At 73.0% G+C, this 16,291-nt stretch carries 17 protein-coding genes; 11 read left to right on the top strand and 6 right to left on the bottom strand.

What is annotated here, in order from left to right; all coding sequences use genetic code 11:
- The first annotated feature begins 91 nt into the window (after nucleotides 1-91).
- Together C1I95_RS11330 and C1I95_RS11335 are read left to right on the top strand one after the other, a co-directional pair.
- The gene (locus tag C1I95_RS11330) at nucleotides 92-1,693 is read left to right on the top strand and encodes an RNA polymerase sigma factor (protein WP_111213759.1); all 1,602 of its coding nucleotides are present in this window, start codon (nucleotides 92-94) and stop codon (nucleotides 1,691-1,693) included.
- A 244-nt stretch (nucleotides 1,694-1,937) separates the two neighbouring features.
- Complete coding sequence (locus C1I95_RS11335) at nucleotides 1,938-2,171, top strand: DUF7455 domain-containing protein (RefSeq protein ID WP_099846999.1); 234 nt, start codon at nucleotides 1,938-1,940, stop codon at nucleotides 2,169-2,171.
- Nucleotides 2,172-2,289: 118 nt separating this feature from the next.
- On the opposite strand, the gene C1I95_RS11340 is transcribed toward C1I95_RS11335, so the two are convergent.
- From C1I95_RS11340 to C1I95_RS11350, 3 genes are all read right to left on the bottom strand, one after another.
- Nucleotides 2,290-4,017 carry a DEAD/DEAH box helicase gene (locus C1I95_RS11340; RefSeq protein ID WP_111213760.1) on the bottom strand — a complete coding sequence of 576 codons (1,728 nt, stop codon included), beginning with the start codon at nucleotides 4,015-4,017 and terminating at the stop codon, nucleotides 2,290-2,292.
- Between the two features lie 268 nt (nucleotides 4,018-4,285).
- The gene (locus tag C1I95_RS11345; protein ID WP_111213761.1) at nucleotides 4,286-4,939 is read right to left on the bottom strand and encodes a trimeric intracellular cation channel family protein; all 654 of its coding nucleotides are present in this window, start codon (nucleotides 4,937-4,939) and stop codon (nucleotides 4,286-4,288) included.
- Nucleotides 4,940-4,967: 28 nt separating this feature from the next.
- Entirely contained in the window at nucleotides 4,968-5,186 is a 219-nt protein-coding gene (locus C1I95_RS11350; RefSeq protein ID WP_111213762.1) for a DUF3039 domain-containing protein, read from the bottom strand.
- Nucleotides 5,187-5,274: 88 nt separating this feature from the next.
- On the opposite strand from C1I95_RS11350, the gene C1I95_RS11355 reads away from it, so the two are divergent.
- Nucleotides 5,275-6,210: a pseudouridine-5'-phosphate glycosidase gene (locus C1I95_RS11355; RefSeq protein WP_111213763.1), complete on the top strand. Its 936-nt coding sequence runs from the start codon at nucleotides 5,275-5,277 to the stop codon at nucleotides 6,208-6,210.
- Nucleotides 6,207-7,142: a carbohydrate kinase family protein gene (locus C1I95_RS11360; protein ID WP_111213764.1), complete on the top strand. Its 936-nt coding sequence runs from the start codon at nucleotides 6,207-6,209 to the stop codon at nucleotides 7,140-7,142. The genes C1I95_RS11355 and C1I95_RS11360 overlap by 4 nt, the downstream gene beginning before the upstream one ends.
- An 86-nt stretch (nucleotides 7,143-7,228) precedes the next feature.
- Here the strand turns inward: C1I95_RS11360 and C1I95_RS11365 are convergent, their stop codons facing one another.
- Complete coding sequence (locus tag C1I95_RS11365; RefSeq protein WP_111213765.1) at nucleotides 7,229-7,585, bottom strand: DUF3099 domain-containing protein; 357 nt, start codon at nucleotides 7,583-7,585, stop codon at nucleotides 7,229-7,231.
- A gap of 105 nt (nucleotides 7,586-7,690) precedes the next feature.
- Between C1I95_RS11365 and C1I95_RS11370 the strand changes: the two genes are divergently transcribed.
- Together C1I95_RS11370 and C1I95_RS11375 are read left to right on the top strand one after the other, a co-directional pair.
- Nucleotides 7,691-7,990, top strand: coding sequence for a hypothetical protein (locus C1I95_RS11370; RefSeq protein ID WP_233513550.1), 300 nt, complete (start codon nucleotides 7,691-7,693; stop codon nucleotides 7,988-7,990).
- Nucleotides 7,991-7,992: 2 nt separating this feature from the next.
- Nucleotides 7,993-8,304 (top strand): hypothetical protein, encoded by a 312-nt coding sequence (locus tag C1I95_RS11375; protein ID WP_111213767.1) that lies wholly within the window; start codon nucleotides 7,993-7,995, stop codon nucleotides 8,302-8,304.
- 30 nt (nucleotides 8,305-8,334) lie between these two features.
- Here C1I95_RS11375 and C1I95_RS11380 read toward each other — a convergent pair whose 3' ends face one another.
- Nucleotides 8,335-8,916: an HhH-GPD-type base excision DNA repair protein gene (locus C1I95_RS11380; protein ID WP_233513551.1), complete on the bottom strand. Its 582-nt coding sequence runs from the start codon at nucleotides 8,914-8,916 to the stop codon at nucleotides 8,335-8,337.
- A 125-nt stretch (nucleotides 8,917-9,041) separates the two neighbouring features.
- Between C1I95_RS11380 and C1I95_RS11385 the strand changes: the two genes are divergently transcribed.
- The 3 genes from C1I95_RS11385 (at nucleotide 9,042) to C1I95_RS11395 (ending at nucleotide 12,919) form a co-directional block, all read left to right on the top strand.
- Nucleotides 9,042-10,097, top strand: coding sequence for an iron ABC transporter substrate-binding protein (locus C1I95_RS11385; RefSeq protein WP_111213769.1), 1,056 nt, complete (start codon nucleotides 9,042-9,044; stop codon nucleotides 10,095-10,097).
- Between the two features lie 65 nt (nucleotides 10,098-10,162).
- Nucleotides 10,163-11,698, top strand: coding sequence for an ABC transporter permease (locus C1I95_RS11390; RefSeq protein WP_111213774.1), 1,536 nt, complete (start codon nucleotides 10,163-10,165; stop codon nucleotides 11,696-11,698).
- A gap of 156 nt (nucleotides 11,699-11,854) precedes the next feature.
- Nucleotides 11,855-12,919, top strand: a complete 1,065-nt coding sequence (locus C1I95_RS11395) for an ABC transporter ATP-binding protein (protein WP_111213770.1) — start codon at nucleotides 11,855-11,857, stop codon at nucleotides 12,917-12,919.
- A 63-nt stretch (nucleotides 12,920-12,982) separates the two neighbouring features.
- On the opposite strand, the gene C1I95_RS11400 is transcribed toward C1I95_RS11395, so the two are convergent.
- On the bottom strand, nucleotides 12,983-14,203 hold the full coding sequence (locus C1I95_RS11400) for a S8 family peptidase (protein WP_111213771.1): 1,221 nt from the start codon (nucleotides 14,201-14,203) through the stop codon (nucleotides 12,983-12,985).
- 179 nt (nucleotides 14,204-14,382) lie between these two features.
- Here C1I95_RS11400 and C1I95_RS11405 point away from each other — a divergent pair, with 179 nt between their 5' ends.
- The gene (locus C1I95_RS11405; protein ID WP_199523702.1) at nucleotides 14,383-15,867 is read left to right on the top strand and encodes a DUF7782 domain-containing protein; all 1,485 of its coding nucleotides are present in this window, start codon (nucleotides 14,383-14,385) and stop codon (nucleotides 15,865-15,867) included.
- Nucleotides 15,867-16,289: a D-aminoacyl-tRNA deacylase gene (dtd, locus tag C1I95_RS11410; protein ID WP_111213772.1), complete on the top strand. Its 423-nt coding sequence runs from the start codon at nucleotides 15,867-15,869 to the stop codon at nucleotides 16,287-16,289. Before C1I95_RS11405 ends, dtd begins: the two co-directional genes overlap by 1 nt.
- Nucleotides 16,290-16,291: the final 2 nt, after the last annotated feature.

Below are 16,291 nucleotides of genomic sequence, written 5' to 3' on the forward strand. Positions count from 1 at the left end.
GGGGGTCCCTTAACCACATCGCCCGGCACGGTGCCCCACGCTGCGCCGGACGATCCGGCCGTGCTCGCTCTTCGCCTCCGGAAGGTCATTCGTGACAGAACCCCGCCAGACCGGCGCCGACGTTCGCTCGCTCACCGACACCTTGATCGCCCACGCGCAGAGCGCCGGCGGCCAGCTCACGTCGGCCCAGCTCGCGCGCACCGTCGAGTCCGCCGAGGTGACTCCGGCCCAGGCCAAGAAGATCCTGCGGGCGCTCTCCGAGGCTGGGGTGACCGTCGTGGTCGACGGCTCGGCCAGCACCCGCCGCCGGGTCGCCGCCGCCCGCTCCGCGACCCCGGCGTCCCGGGCCACCACCGCCAAGACCACCAAGAAGGCCGCGCCGCCCGCTCCGAAGCAGGCGCCCGCGGCCGAGGAGGCGCCGGCGCCGGCGCCACGGAAGGCGACCTCGCGCAAGGCCGCCGGGACCACCGCCGAGGTGGCCGCCAAGGCCGCCGCGCCGGCGAAGAAGTCCACCCGGGCCACCAAGGCGACGGTGGCTGCCGCGACCGGTGCCGCGAAGCCCGGCGGCAAGGCCACCGGGGAGGCCGCCGAGGGCGAGGTCGATCCGGAGCAACTCGCCGCCGAGATCGAGGACGTGGTGGTCGAGGAGCCGGCCGAGCTGGCCCGGGCCGCCGCGGCCGACGCGGCGAGCTCCGCCAGCGACAACGACTTCGAGTGGGACGACGAGGAGTCCGAGGCGCTCAAGCAGGCGCGCCGGGATGCCGAGCTGACCGCCTCCGCCGACTCGGTCCGGGCGTACCTCAAGCAGATCGGCAAGGTACCGCTGCTCAACGCCGAGCAGGAGGTGGAGCTCGCCAAGCGGATCGAGGCCGGGCTCTACGCCGCCGAGCGTCTGCGCGCGGCCGACGAGGGCGAGGAGAAGCTCGTCCGCGAGATGCAGCGCGACCTGCTCTGGATCTCCCGGGACGGCGAGCGCGCGAAGAACCACCTGCTGGAGGCGAACCTCCGGTTGGTCGTCTCGCTCGCCAAGCGGTACACCGGCCGCGGCATGGCCTTCCTCGACCTCATCCAGGAAGGCAACCTCGGCCTCATCCGCGCCGTCGAGAAGTTCGACTACACCAAGGGCTACAAGTTCTCCACCTACGCCACCTGGTGGATCCGCCAGGCCATCACCCGCGCCATGGCCGACCAGGCCCGCACCATCCGCATCCCGGTGCACATGGTCGAGGTGATCAACAAGCTGGGCCGGATCCAGCGCGAGTTGCTCCAGGACCTGGGCCGCGAGCCCACCCCGGAGGAGCTGGCCAAGGAGATGGACATCACACCGGAGAAGGTGCTGGAGATCCAGCAGTACGCCCGGGAGCCCATCTCGCTCGACCAGACCATCGGTGACGAGGGCGACAGTCAGCTCGGCGACTTCATCGAGGACTCCGAGGCCGTCGTGGCGGTCGACGCGGTCTCCTTCTCGCTGTTGCAGGACCAGCTTCAGCAGGTGCTCCAGACGCTGTCCGAGCGTGAGGCGGGCGTGGTACGCCTGCGGTTCGGCCTGACCGACGGCCAACCGCGCACCCTGGACGAGATCGGTCAGGTCTACGGCGTGACCCGCGAGCGCATCCGGCAGATCGAGTCCAAGACGATGTCCAAGCTGCGGCATCCGTCGCGTTCCCAGGTGCTCCGCGACTACCTTGACTGATCAGCACTCGTCAACCGATCGTGTCGTTTTGACCACCTGGCGTGCAACGCCAGATGGTGATCGAGCGGTTGCACGAATGTGATCGTTGACGTGGCACCCTGGGTGCACGGCACACTGTCCGTGTCATGTGTGACCTCGGTCCCCCGCGGGCACACAGGGAAGGCGAGGCCCGACAAGGGTGTTGCACGATAGGTGACCAAGACCGAAGAGAGTGTTCATCGGTGACGACCAGAGGAGGAAGGCGATGACCCCGACCCTCACGCCGCCGCCCGAGACGGTGAGCCCCCCGGCCGCCGATGAACGGTGCGACCGCTGCAATGCCGCCGGCAAGCTCCGGATCACCCTCTCGGGTGGCAGTGAGCTGGTGTTCTGTGGGCACCACGCCAACAAGTACGCCGAGGATCTCGTGAAGATCACCGTCCGGTACGCGACGGACCCGGAGTTCACCTGGCGCGGCGCTGACCTGATGGCGAACTGAGACCCACAGCCCGACGCAGCCGGCCGGAGCATCCCCAGGGATGCTCCGGCCGGCTTTTTCACACCCCTGCCATCCCCCACCCCGGAGGCTGGGGGGGATGGGTGGCCTTGGGTGACGGTTAAAGGGTCTGGACGGTCGCTATGCGTTCTTCGAGTTGTTCGATGGTGGCCTGGGCGCTGGGGGGGCCGCCGCAGAGGCGGCGCAGCTCGGCGTGGATCTTGCCGTGGGGCTGGCCGGTGCGGTGGTGCTGGGCCGCCACCAGGGCGTTGAGCTGACGCCGGAGCGCCACCCGACGCTGCGCGGCGCTCATGGGTGCCGGTGGGGCCGCCGATGCGGCCGGTTCGGATGTCCGGTCGCCGGCCCGGCGCCGCCGCGCGGCCAACTGCTCGGCCTGGCGCTTGGACAACAGCGCGGCCACCTGCTCGGAGGTGAGCAGCCCCGGCAGGCCGAGGTACTCCTCCTCCTCGGGGGTGCCGGCCTGGGCCGCCGTGCCGAACGAGGCGCCGTCGAAGATCACCTGGTCCAGTTCGGCGGTGGCGGAGAGCGCGGCGAACCGCTTCTCCAGCTCGCCGCTGGCCTGGTCGTCGCGCTGGGCCCGCTCCAGCAGGTCGTCGTCGAAGCCCTCCCGGTCGGACGGCTTGCCGAGCACGTGGTCCCGCTCGGTCTCCATCTCGCTGGCCAGCCCGAGCAGGTGCGGCACGCTGGGCAGGAAGACCGACGCGGTCTCCCCTGGCTGGCGGGCCCGGACGAACCGGCCGATCGCCTGCGCGAAGTACAGCGGCGTGCTGGCGCTTGTCGCATAGACGCCGACGGCCAGTCGGGGGATGTCGACGCCCTCGGACACCATTCGCACCGCGACCAGCCATCGCTGCCCGGACGCCGCGAAGGTCGCGATCCGGGCCGAGGCTCCCACGTCGTCGGAGAGCACCACGGCCGCCTTCTCTCCCGTCACCTGCTCGATGAGCTTGGCGTACGAGCGGGCCGTCTGCTGGTCGGTGGCGATGACCAGGCCACCTGCGTCGGGCATGCCCGCCTCCCGCAGCACGGTCAGCCGGGCGTCGGCGGCCCGCAGCACCTGCGGCATCCAGTCGCCGGCCGGGTCCAGGGCGGTACGCCAGGCCTGGGCGACCAGGTCCTGCGTCATCGGCTCGCCCAGCCGGGCCGCCAGTTCCTCCCCGGCGTTGGTACGCCACCGCGTCTCCCCCGAGTACGCCAGGAACAGCACCGGCCGCACCACGCCGTCGCGCAGCGCGTCGGCGTACCCGTACACCGAGTCTGCCCGGGAGCGCAGCAGGCCGTCACCGCCCCGCTCGTAGCTGACGAACGGGATGGGGTTGTCGTCGGAGCGGAACGGGGTGCCGGTCAGCATCAACCGGCGTACCGCGGGCTCGAAGGCCGCCTTCACCCCGTCGCCCCAGGTGCGGGAGTCGCCGGCGTGGTGGATCTCGTCCAGGACCACCAGCGTGCGCCGGGTCATGGTCCGCCGCCGGTGCACCTGCGGCGCCATCCCGACCTGGGCGTAGGTGACCACGGCACCGTGGAAGTCCGCCGAGGAGTGCAGGTCGGCGTTGCGGAACGCGGCGTCGAGCTGGATGCCGACCCGGGCCGCCGAGGCCGCCCACTGGGCCTTCAGGTGCTCGGTCGGCGCGACCACGGTGACCGCCTCGATGGTGCCGTCGGCGAGCAGCTCGGCGGCGATCCTCAGGGCGAAGGTGGTCTTACCGGCACCCGGCGTGGCAACCGCGGTGAAGTCGTCGCCACGGCGGCGCAGGTACTCCACCAGCGCCTTGCGCTGCCAGGCACGTAGGGGCGGAAATGTCTCGAGCGCCGGCATCCGGGCTGCCACGCGTTGGCTCCTCTCCGACCGCACGATGTCCCGACCGCACGATGTCCGACCGGCGGGCCCGGGCCGGGGGGGCACGGTAGCCGCCCCACGAAAACGCCTCCGCGCAGAAGCCGCGAAGGCCGACTCAGCATAACCAGGACCCGCCATGGCGCCCACGCGACGCCACACGGGTCAGGCGGTGCCGTTCACCACCGAACCCCTCCGCAACCTTGAGCTGCGCGGCACCCCACCTGCCGGACCGGCGGGTCGAACGGGAGGTGGGGAAGGTTCACTCCGGCGGCGACCCGGGGGTGCCGGTGCGCGGTGGGCGCAGCGTGGCCACCGGGGCCGACCAGCGCCGGCGCAGTGCCACCAGGCGTACGCCGAAGATCAGCATCGCCGCGGCGGTCAGCGGGATCGGCCCGGTCTGCCCCAGGCCGTACAGGACCGCGACGACGATCGAGCCGACGAGCGCCGCGACGGCGTAGATCTCCCGCCGCAGCACCACCGGTATCTCGCCGGTGAGCAGGTCGCGGACGAGCCCGCCACCGATCGCGGTGAGCATGCCGATCAGGCAGGCGCCGACCGCCGGCACCTGCGCGTCGAGGGCTTTCAGGGTGCCGGTGACGGTGAACAGGCCGAGCCCGGCCGCGTCCAGCACCAGCACGGTGGTGCGCAGCCGGGCCAGTTGCGGGTGCAGCCAGAAGATCGCCCCGGCGGTCACCGCGGCGGTGGTCGCGTAACGCCAGTCGGCGAAGGCCAGCGGCGGAACCTTGCCGATCACCAGGTCTCGGACGATCCCGCCACCGAGGGCGGCGACGAAGCCGACGAAGACGACGCCGAAAAGGTCGAGCCGCTTGGCCACCGCCGCGGAGGCTCCCGAGGCGGCGAACACCGCGACCCCGGCCAGGTCGGCCAGGAGCAGGGCGGTGGAGGTGGTCACCGCCGCAGGCTACGCCGCCGGTCCGGGATCACTCGCGGTACGAGTCGTAGATCTCCTTGCACTTCGGGCAGACCGGCGAACCCGGTTTGGGCGACTTGGTGACCGGGAATTTCTCCCCGCACAGCGCCACGACGAAGGTGCCCATGACGGCACTTTCGGCGATCTTTTCCTTCCGGACGTAGTGGAACATCTCCGGACCGGTGTCGGCGTCCTTCAGCTCGGGACGCTCGAGGACCTGTGTGCTCACGTCTGCACCTCCAACCGACAAGTTTGGCAGGTCACCCTGGCCTGGTCCACCTGAGGTGAGCCGGGTGGCGAGCGTACGGTGGGCGACTGTGACCGACTTTCACCTTCGCTACGGCACCGAGGTGGCCCGCGCGCTGCGCGAGCACCGTCCGGTGGTCGCCCTGGAGAGCACCATCGTCTCGCACGGCCTGCCCCGGCCGGACAACCTTCGGGTGGCCCGGCAGATCGAACAGGCGGTCCGCGACGCGGGCGCGGTGCCGGCCACCATCGGCATGGTCGCCGGTGAACTCGTGGTGGGCCTCGACGATGCCGAGCTGACCCGATTGGCCACCGCCGACGGCGTGACCAAACTCTCCGTACGTGATCTCGCGGTGGCCGCCGCGACCGGCGCGGACGGCGCCACCACCGTGGCCGCGACCAGCGCGGTGGCCGCCGCCGCCGGCATCGGCGTGTTCGCCACCGGCGGGCTGGGCGGGGTGCACCGCGAGGCCGCGCAGACCTTCGACGAGTCGGCCGACCTGGTCACCCTGGCCCGGACCCCGATCGCGGTGGTCTGCGCCGGGGTCAAGTCGATCCTCGATGTGGGCGCGACGCTGGAGCGCCTGGAGACCCTCGGGGTCGCCGTGGTCGGCTACCGCACCCGCCGGTTCCCGGGTTTCTTCATCACCGACGGCGGCTTCGACCTGGACTGGTCGGTCGACTCGCCGGAGCTGGTCGCCGACGCGCTGGCCGCTCGTGAGCAGCACGGCGTGCACCCCGGCGGGCTGATCGTCGCCAACCCGCTGCCCGTCGACGAGCAGCTGGACCCGGGCCTGCACGGCCGCACGCTCGCCGATGGGCTGGCCCTGCTGGAGCGCGACGGGGTGAGCGGCAAGGCCGTGACGCCGTACCTGCTGGCCCACTTCCACTCCGCCACGCAGGGCGCGAGCCTGGCGGTCAACGTCCGGATCATCCTGCGCAACGCCGACCTCGCCGCCCGGATCGCGGTCGCCGCCGCCAGCCGCCGCAGCGCCGCTCCGGCGTGACCGGACGGCGCGAGCGAAGCGCGGCGGCAACCCGAGGTGGCGCCGGCCGCGTCCTGGTCGTCGGCGATGTGATCACTGACGTGGTGGCGGTCCTGGGCGCTTCGCCGGCGGTCGGTTCGGACACCCCGGCGGCGATCCAGTTCTCCGGAGGCGGGCAGGCCGCCAACACCGCCTCCTGGCTCGCCGCGCAGGGCGTACCGGTGACCCTGGTCGGCGCGGTCGGCGACGACGGCGCGGGACGGGACCGGACGGCGGAGCTGACCGCCGCCGGGGTCGACTGCGCGCTGGACCGGGTCGCCGGCTGCGCCACCGGTACGGTGATCGTGCTGGCCGCCGGCGACGAGCGCACCATGATCACCGAGCGTGGAGCGAACGTGCGGCTGCGCCCGGAACACGTCGACGCGGCGCTGGCCGGCCCGCCGGACGCGACCCACCTGCACCTGTCCGGGTACACCCTGCTGGACGCGGGCTCCCGCCCGGCCGGCCTGCGCGCGCTGGCCGTCGCCCGCGAGCGTGGCCTGACCATCAGCGTCGACGCCGCCTCGGCGGCACCGCTGCGGGCGGCCGGGGCGGCGGCGTTCCTGTCCTGGGTCCGCGAGGTGGACCTGCTGCTGGTGAACACCGACGAGGCGACCGTGCTGGCCGGCGGGCTCGATCCGGCGGCCCAGGGACGGGCGCTGGTCGCCGCGGCCCGGCGGGTGGTGGTCAAGCGGGGCGGTGCCGGCGCGACCTGGGTCGACCGGAACGGCACGGTCGCCGCGTCGCCGGCCCGCCGGGTGGCGGTGGTCGACGTGACCGGGGCCGGGGACGCGTTCGCGGCCGGGCTGCTGGCCGCCTGGCTGGCCGGGGCGACGCCGGAGGCGGCCCTGGACCGGGCCACCGACCTCGGCGCGGCGGCGGTCTCCCAGATCGGCGCCCGGCCGGCCGGCTGAGCCACCGGCCGGTCCGGCCGCCGGTCTTCGCGGGACGGCCCGTCGGCCCGGACCGGGTCGGTTGCCCAGCCAGCCCGGCCCGGCCGTCAGGGCTCGGCGTCGATGACCTTGTGGGGCCGCTCCTCGGCGGTGAGGCTCATCGGCGGGGCCTCCGCCTCCGGCCGCGGCCGGTACCGGCCGGCCAGCCGGTGCCGGTCCTTCGGCGGCCGGTCGTTGGCCAGCAGCACCGCGAGCCACGGGATGAGCACCATGCCCAGCGCGACCAGGGGCAGCCAGAGCCAGAGCAGGGGTGCCTCCGCGCCGACCAGGATCGCGCCGACGATGACGCACGCCACCCGCACGCCCATCATCGCGATGTACCGCCGTTGCCGGCTGGTCAGCTGGTCGTCCTGGCTACGCGAGGCATCGGTGATGAGGATCGGCTGGTACGCCTGACGCTTCACCGTGGTACCTCCTCGGGGGTCGTCCCCATCCTGTCACTCCGACCGGACGGACGACGAGGTTCGCCGCCGCCCGGCTTCGTGTTACGTGCGTGGTACGCTCGCCCCGTGGGCAGCAGGTTCAGCTTCACCGACGAGGCGCTGGCCAACCTGAGGGTCTACGACGTCACGCCGGGGGAAGTCTGGGAGGCGCTGCACAGCAGCCGACGAGTCATCCGCCACCTGGGTGACGACGTGATGGTGGTCTACGCCACCACCGCTCGCGGGCGCCGGGTGGCCGTGCTGCTCGCCGAGGCCGACGGGACCGACAACGACTGGGACATCCTCTCCGCCCGCGAGCTGAGCGACGTCGAGACCAAACGCTACGACGAGGCCGTGCGGAGATCTCCGGAGACGAGGAGGCGGTGACGATGAACCGTCACGACGCGACCAAGCAGTTCCACAGCGGCGGCGACCGGCTCGCCGAGTTGATCGACGAGAGCCGCCCGGTGGAGCTGCCCACCCCGGACACCGACAACCCGATGGTCAGCCGCTCGGTCCGGTTGCCGCTGGAGACCTACGAACGGGTCCGTGCCGCCGCGGACGCCCGGGGCATCGGCGTGACCACCCTGATGCGGCAGTGGATCGAGGCCGGCCTCGCCGACCTGGACGACTCCACCACCGTCTCGCTGGCCGACGTCCGGCGGGCGCTGGCCTCCCTGGCCCACCCGAGCGCCGCCTGACAACCGCCACCCCTGGTCGGCGACGTCGGGTCAGCCGCCGGTCGCCTTCGCCTTCGCCGCCGCCTTCATCTGCTGCTTGTACTCCCGGACCAGGCGCAGCGACTCGGCATCGGTGACGTCGGCGACGGACCGGTGGGCCGCCGGGTCGCCGTAGCCGCCGGCCGCCTCCTGCCAGCCCGGAGGCCGCACCCCGAACCGCTTGCCGAGCAGGGCGAGGAAGATCTGCGCCTTCTGCCGACCGAACCCCGGTAGCGCGGCGATCCGCGCGAGCAGCTCGCGGCCGTCCGCCGGATCGGCCCAGAGCCGGGCGGCGTCACCGTCGTAGCGCTCGACCAGCACCCGGCACACCTCCTGGACCCGGGCCGCCATCGCCTTGGGAAACCGGTGCAGCGCCGGCGGCTGGGCGAAGAGCGCCACCAGGGCCTCCAGGTCGTACCCGGCGAGTTCCTGGGCGTCCAGGTCGTGGCCGAGCCGCTGAGCCAGCACGTACGGCGAGGAGAACGCCTTCTCCATCGATACTTGTTGATCAAGAACCATCCCCACCAACAGGGCGAGCGGGCTGCGCGCCAGCAGCTGGTTCGCCTCCGGGTCGATGGGCAGCGCGAGAGTCATGCCCTCCATCCTGCCCCCAGGTCAGGCCAGGACGTGATCCAACACCCATCCCGGTTCACTGTGAGGTTAGGCTGTGCTAACTTCTCCCGCGTTGGTCGTTCCTGACCGGGAAGAAGAGGTCCACCGTGCTCGTCACCCGCCGCACCACCAGCGTGCTGCTCGCCGCCGGCCTGCTCACCTTCGGCCTGGCCGCCTGCGGATCCGGCGACGAGGACGCCACCGATCCCGGCAAGCCGGACGACAAGCAGATCACCGTCTACAGCGGGCGCAACGAGCAGCTGGTCAAGCCGCTGCTGGAGAAGTTCACCGAGCAGACCGGCATCGCCGTGAAGCCGCGCTACGCCACGACCGCGCAGCTCGCCGCCCAGCTGATCGAAGAGGGCGACAAGTCCCCCGCCGACGTGTTCTTCGCCCAGGACGCCGGCGCGCTGGGCACCGTCGCCAAGCGCGGCATGTTCAGCACCCTGCCCGAGGCGACCACGACGAAGGTGCCGCCGACCTACCGCGCCGGCAACGGCCAGTGGGTCGGCCTGAGCGCCCGCGCCCGGGTGCTGGCGTACAACCCGGATCTGGTCCCGGCCGACCAGCTGCCGAAGTCGGTGTTCGACCTGACCGGCCCGGCCTGGAAGGGCAAGGTCGGGGTCGCCCCGACCAACGCCTCGTTCCAGGCGTTCGTCACCGCGATCCGGGTGCAGCACGGCGACGCCAAGGCCGAGGAGTTCCTGGCCGGGCTCAAGGCCAACGACCCGCAGATCCGCGACGGCAACATCAAGATCGTCGAGGACGTGAACAGCGGCACCGTCCCGGTCGGCCTGGTCAACCACTACTACCTGGGCGAGGTCGCCAAGGAGCAGGGCACCACCCCGGACGCGCTCAAGGTCAAGCTGCACTTCTTCCCCGGCGGCGACACCGGTGCCCTGGTCAACGTGGCCGGCCTGGGCGTGCTCAACCGCTCCGCCACCGACCCGGACGTACAGAAGTTCGTGGACTTCATGCTCGGCACCGAGGCCCAGACGTACTTCGCCGAGCAGACCTTCGAGTACCCGGTGGTCGCCGGCGTGCACGGCCCGGCGTACGTGCCGCCGCTGGCCGACCTGGCCGTGCCGGACGTCGACCTGAACGACCTGGACACGCTGGACGCCACCGTCACCATGATCAAGAACTCGGGGTTGGTCCCCTGACCGCTCCGACGACCACCGCAGGGCCGACCCGCACCGGGTCGGCCCTGTCGGGCGTACCCGGCCGGCTGCGGCGGCTGGCACCCCGGCCGACGCTGCTCGCGGCCTCGACCGCCGCGGTGGCCGTCGCCCTGATCCCGCTGGCCTACCTCGCGGTACGCACCGCCGAGGCGGGCTGGGACCGGATCGCCGCGGAGCTGTGGACCGAGCGGGTCGGGCTGCTCGCCCTGCGCAGCCTCGGGCTGGCCGCGGTGGTCACCACGGCCTGCGTGCTGCTCGGCGTCGGCACCGCGTTCCTGGTCATCCGCACCGACCTGCCCGGCCGCCGGGCGTTCGCCGTGCTGGCCGCGCTGCCGCTGGCCGTGCCCACCTACATCGCCGCCTTCGCCTGGGTCTCCGCGATGCCCCGGCTGGAGGGGTTCTGGCCGGCGGCGCTGGTCCTCACCCTCTGCTCCTACCCGTACGTGCTGCTGCCGGTCGCGGCCGCGCTGCGCGGCGCGGACCCGGCCCAGGAGGAGGTGTCCCGGTCGCTGGGCCGCAGCGGCTGGCAGACCTTCACCGCGGTGACGCTGCGGCAGATCCGCCCGGCCACCGCCGCCGGGGCGCTGCTGGTCGCCCTCTACGTGCTGTCCGACTTCGGCGCGGTCTCCATCCTGCGGGCCGACACCTTCACCCGGGCCATCTTCGTCGCCTTCGACATGGGCTTCGACCGCACCGGAGCGCTGGTGCTCTCCAGCGTGCTGGTGGCGCTGACCGTGCTGCTGCTGGCCGGCGAGACCGCGACCCGCCGGCGCGGCGCCCGGTACGCCCGGCTCGGCGGCACCCGACGGCCCGCGCCGCGGCTGCCGCTCGGGGCGGCCCGCTGGCCGGTCCTGGCGGCGCTGCTCGGCGTCGCCGGGCTCGCGCTCGGCGTGCCGGCGGTCAGCCTGGGGCGGCGGCTCGCGGCCGGGGTGTCCCGCCCGGGGGCGCTGCCCGAGGTGCTCACCGCGGCCGGGAACTCGTTGACCGTCTCGCTTGCCGGAGCCGCGCTGACCATGCTGCTGGCGCTGCCGCTGGGCCTGCTCGCGGCGCGGGCGCCGGGCCCGCTGACCACCGTGCTGGACCGGCTGGCCTACCTGGCCCACGCCCTGCCCGGGGTGGTGATCGGACTCTCGCTGATCTTCTTCGGCATCAACGTCGCGTACCCGCTCTACCAGACCCGGTGGCTGCTGGCCCTGGCGTACGCCACGCTGTTCCTGCCGTTGGCGGTCGGTGCGGTGGCCGGTGCGGCCGCCCAGTCCCCCGCCGGGCTGGAGGAGGTGGCGCGCTCGCTCGGCCGAGGGCCGTGGAGCGTGCTACGGACGGTGACCCTGCCGTTGACCCTGCCGGGCATCGGCGCGGGGGCCGCGCTGGTCTTCCTCACCGGCATGAAGGAACTACCCGCTACCCTGCTGCTGCGCCCCACCGGCACGGACACCCTGGCCACCGAGCTGTGGACCAGTACGGCCGTCGGTGCGTACGCGGCGGCGGCACCCTACGCCGCACTGCTGGTGGCGATCTCGGCACTGCCCACCTGGCTGCTGGTCGCCCGCAGCGGGTTGCTCGACAAGGAGGACCGGACATGAGCGAGCGTCAGCGAGCGAATCGGCAACGCAGCGCGGAAAACGCTCAGGTCGACGCCGAGCGAAGCGAGGTGGCGGCATGAGCGAGCGTCAGCGAGCGAATCGGCAACGCAGCGCGGAAAACGCTCAGGTCGACGCCGAGCGAAGCGAGGTGGCGGCATGAGCGATGTCGTGTTCAGTGGGGTGGTCAAGCGGTATGGACGGGTCACCGCCCTGGCCGGGGTGGATCTCGCCGTACCGTCCGGCCAGCTGACCGCGGTGCTCGGCCCGTCCGGGTGCGGCAAGACGACGCTGCTGCGCTGCCTGGCCGGCTTCGAGCGGCTCGACGCGGGCGAGATCCACATCGACGGCACCCGGGTGGCGGGCGCTGGCAGGCACCTGCCGACGCACCGCCGCCGGATCGCGGTGGTACCCCAGGAGGGTGCGCTCTTCCCGCATCTGAGCGTGGCGGACAACGTCGGCTACGGCCTGGACCGGGCCGCCCGGCGCTCCGACCGGGTCGAGGAGGTGCTGGCCCTGGTCGGGCTCGCCGGATACGGCGACCGGATGCCACACCAGCTCTCCGGCGGGCAGCAGCAGCGGGTCGCGGTGGCCCGTGCCCTGGCGCCCCGGCCATCGGTGGTGCTGCTGGACGAGCCGTTCAGCGCCCTCGACGCGGGGCTGCGCGCGGGGCTGCGGCACGACGTACGCGAGGCGCTGAGCGCCGACGGCGCGACCGGCGTGCTGGTCACCCACGACCAGGGCGAGGCGCTGTCGGTGGCCGACCAGGTGGTGGTGCTGCGCGACGGGCGGGTGGTCCAGGCCGCCACGCCGACCACGGTCTACCGGGAGCCGGCCGACCCGTGGGTGGCCGGCTTCGTCGGCGACGCCGTACTGCTGCCGGCGTTCGCCGAACACGGGTCCGCCCGGACCGCGCTGGGGGTCGTCCCGGTCACCGGCGCGGTGGCCGACGGCCCGGTCACCGTGCTGGTCCGCCCCGAGCAGGTACGCTTCGCCGCCGGCCCGGGCGCGGTCACCGCGACCGTCCTGCGGCACGACTTCCACGGCCACGACGCGCTGGTCGGGCTCCGGCTGGCCGACGGCACCCGGATCACCGCCCGGATCCTCGACGGCGACGCCGCCGTGCCGCTGGGTGGTGAGGTGACGGTGCACGTGGACGGCGCGGCCCGGGCCTTCCCGGCGGAGGACGCCCCCGGCCGCACCGCCCTCGCCCTGGCCAACTGACTCAGGGCGCGAAGCGGCCCGGCGGATCGGTCGAGCCGTCCGCCGGGCCGGTTCACGTCATGGTCAGTTGACCACGAACAGCAGGCGGTTCGGCGAGCCCGTGCCGGGGCTGGTCACCACGCCGGTGGTGGCGTTGTTGATCAGGTAGGTCTTGACCTGCGCCGCGGACCACGACGGGTTGGCCGACAGCACGAGGGCGGCGGCGCCGGCCACGTGCGGGGAGGCCATCGAGGTGCCGCTGATCGTGTTGGTCGCGGTGTTGCTGGTGTGCCAGTCCGACGTGATGCTGCTGCCCGGCGCGAAGATGTGCACGCAGGTGCCCCAGTTGGAGAAGGACGAGCGGGCGTCGGTGTTGGTCGTCGATCCGACGGTGATCGCGGTCGAGGTACGGGCCGGGGAGGAGTTGCAGGCGTTGGCGTTGGAGTTGCCCGCCGCCACGGCGTAGCTGATGCCGGAGGCGATCGAGTTGGCCACCGCGTTGTCGATGGAGCTGCTGGCCCCGCCGCCGAGGCTCATGTTCGCCACGGCCGGCTTCACCGCGTTGGCGGTCACCCAGTTCACGCCGTTGACCACGCTGGTGGTGGTGCCGCCGCCGGAGCAGTTGAGCACCTTCACCGCGACCAGGCGGACCTGCTTGGCCACGCCGTAGGTCGTACCGCCGACGGTGCCGGCGACGTGGGTGCCGTGGCCGTTGCAGTCGGTGTTGTTGGTGTCGATCGTGTTGGTGCCCCAGGTGGCCCGGCCGCCGAAGTCGTTGTGGGTGGTCCGGATGCCGGTGTCGATGATGTACGCCCGCACGTTCGAGGCGGTGTTCGGGTAGGTGAACGTGGCGCTGAGCGGCCGGTTCCGCTGGTCGATACGGTCCAGGCCCCAGGTCGGGTTGTTCTGGGTCGCCTGGGTGGTGACCACCTGGTCCTGCTCCACGTAGGCAACCGCGGGGTTGGCCGCGAGCCGGGCCGCCTGAGCTGCGGTCATCTTGGCGGCGAACCCGGTCAGCGCCGCGCTGTACACGTCGGAGACACTGCCCCCGTACCGCTTCACCAGCGAACTGGCCCGGTCCGGCACCGCGGTGCGGGCCGCCGACGTGCCGGCGGCGCCGACCGCGTCGGTACGCAGGACGACGAGGTAGCTTCCGCTGATCGCGTTCGACGCGCCGGCGCCGCGGATCTCGCCGGTGGGCGCGGCGAGCGCGGGGGTGACGCTGGCCGCGGAGACGGCCGCCGCGGTGGCGACGACGGCGAACGCCCGAATGAAGCGCCGTCGCGCGGTGGACTCTGAGGACATCGTCTGCCTCCCTTGCCTGGGCGGCCGACCGGGCTTCTGGCCGGACGGTCCGCCCCTCGGATTGAGTTGCAGGAGATGCTAGCGTTTGATCGATAGATATGACAGAGATGTTCGTCGATTGATTGAGAATGTCACGGGCGGCCGCACCCGGGCCCGGCGCCACCAGGCAGGATGACGGTGTGGACGGACACGACATGCTGCTCTCCCCCGCCGGCGTCGAGGCGCTGCGGACCGCCCTGACCCGGGCCGCGTTCACCGCCAACGGCATCGCCCTGCGACTCGGCCCGCAGGCCACCGGCGGGGTAGCCCGCAACGACTTCCGGGCCGCCCTGCGCGCCACCGCCGACCGGGACCCGCTCGCCACCCTGATCAGGGTCTTCATCTGCGAGCAGACCGAGCCGGAGGCCGCCGTGGCGGCCGCGCTGGCGCCACTGTCGATCACCGAGGCGCTCGACGCGGGGTTGGTCGAACGGCACGGTGACGGGCTGCGGATGGGGCTCGACCTGGAACCGTACGGCGACGAGTGGTGGGTGCTCGCGGACGTGCCGGCCAGCGCCCGCCCCGGCCGACCGCTGCACGCCGAGCACGTCCTGGGCATCGGCGGGGCGACCCAGACCATGATCGGTGCCGCCATCCGGCGGCCGGTGGAGAGCGCCCTCGATCTGGGCACCGGATCGGGCGTACAGGCGCTGCACCTCGGCACCCACGCGCGGCGGGTCACCGCCACCGATCTCTCGCGGCGCGCGCTGCGCTTCGCCGCCACCACCGCCGCGCTCAACGGCCAGGACTGGGAGCTGTTGCAGGGCGACATGGTGGCGCCGGTCGCCGGCCGCCGCTTCGACCTGGTGGTGAGCAACCCGCCCTTCGTGGTCGGGCCGGGCACCACCACGCACGTCTACCGCGACTCCGGACGGGTCGGCGACGCCATCGGCGCCGAGCTGGCCGCCGCCGCGCCCGGGCTGCTCACCGAAGGCGGCACCATGCAGTACCTCGCCAACTGGGTGCACGTGACCGGCGAGGACTGGGGCGAGCGGGTGGCCGGCTGGTTCGCCGGCACCGGCCTGGACGCCTGGGTGATCCAGCGCGAGGTCGCCGACCCGATGGCGTACGTCAACCTGTGGCTGACCGACGTCGGCGAGGCCGCCGACCCGCAGCGCATGGCCGACTGGCTGGACTGGTTCGACGCGCACAAGGTGGAGGCGATCGGCTTCGGCATCGTCTCGCTGCGCCGGGCCGGCCACGACGACCCGACCCTGCGGGTGGAGGACCTGCGCCAGCGGGTCGAAGCGCCGATGGGCGACCGGATCGCCGGCTGGTTCGACCGGCAGAGCTGGCTGCACGAGCGCGACACCGAAGGGCTGCTCTCCGCGCGCTACCGCGCCGCCGACGGGCTCCGGCTGCACCAGGAGGCCACCATGGGCCCCGACGGCTGGGGAGTGGACCGGCAGGTCCTCACCATGCCGCACGGGCTGCGCTGGACCGAGGAGATCGACCCGCTGGTGCTGGCCCTGGTGGGCGGGGCCGACGGGGCGCTGCCGCTGCGCGACCAGCTCGCGCTGCTCGCCGTCGCGCACGACGTGACCGTGGACGAGCTGGCCGAGGCAGCCGGACCAATCGTGGCGCACCTGGTCGAGCGGGGCTTCATCGAGCCGGTCGCGGCCTGATGCGGGCGGTGGTGCAGACGGTCGGTCGGGCCAGCGTCACGGTCGACGGCGAGGTGGTGGGCGCGATCGCCGACGGGCTGCTGGTGCTGGTCGGGGTGACCCACACCGACACCGTCGAGACCGCCCGGACGATGGCCCGCAAGGTGCACGAGCTGCGCATCCTGGACGACGAGCGGTCCGCGGCCGACACCGACGCGCCGATCCTGGTGGTCAGCCAGTTCACCCTCTACGGCGACGCCCGCAAGGGCCGACGCCCGAGCTGGACCGCGGCGGCGCCGGCCGAGGTGGCCGAACCGCTGGTCGAGGCGGTGGTCGAGGCGCTGCGGCAACGCGGTGCCACGGTCCATACCGGCCGGTTTCGCGCGCACATGCTGGTGGAGAGCGTCAACATCGGCCCCCGCACCATTCTCCTCGACCTCTGACC

Source organism: Micromonospora craterilacus (assembly GCF_003236315.1).
In the GTDB taxonomy this organism is placed as follows: Bacteria; Actinomycetota; Actinomycetes; order Mycobacteriales; family Micromonosporaceae; genus Micromonospora; species Micromonospora craterilacus.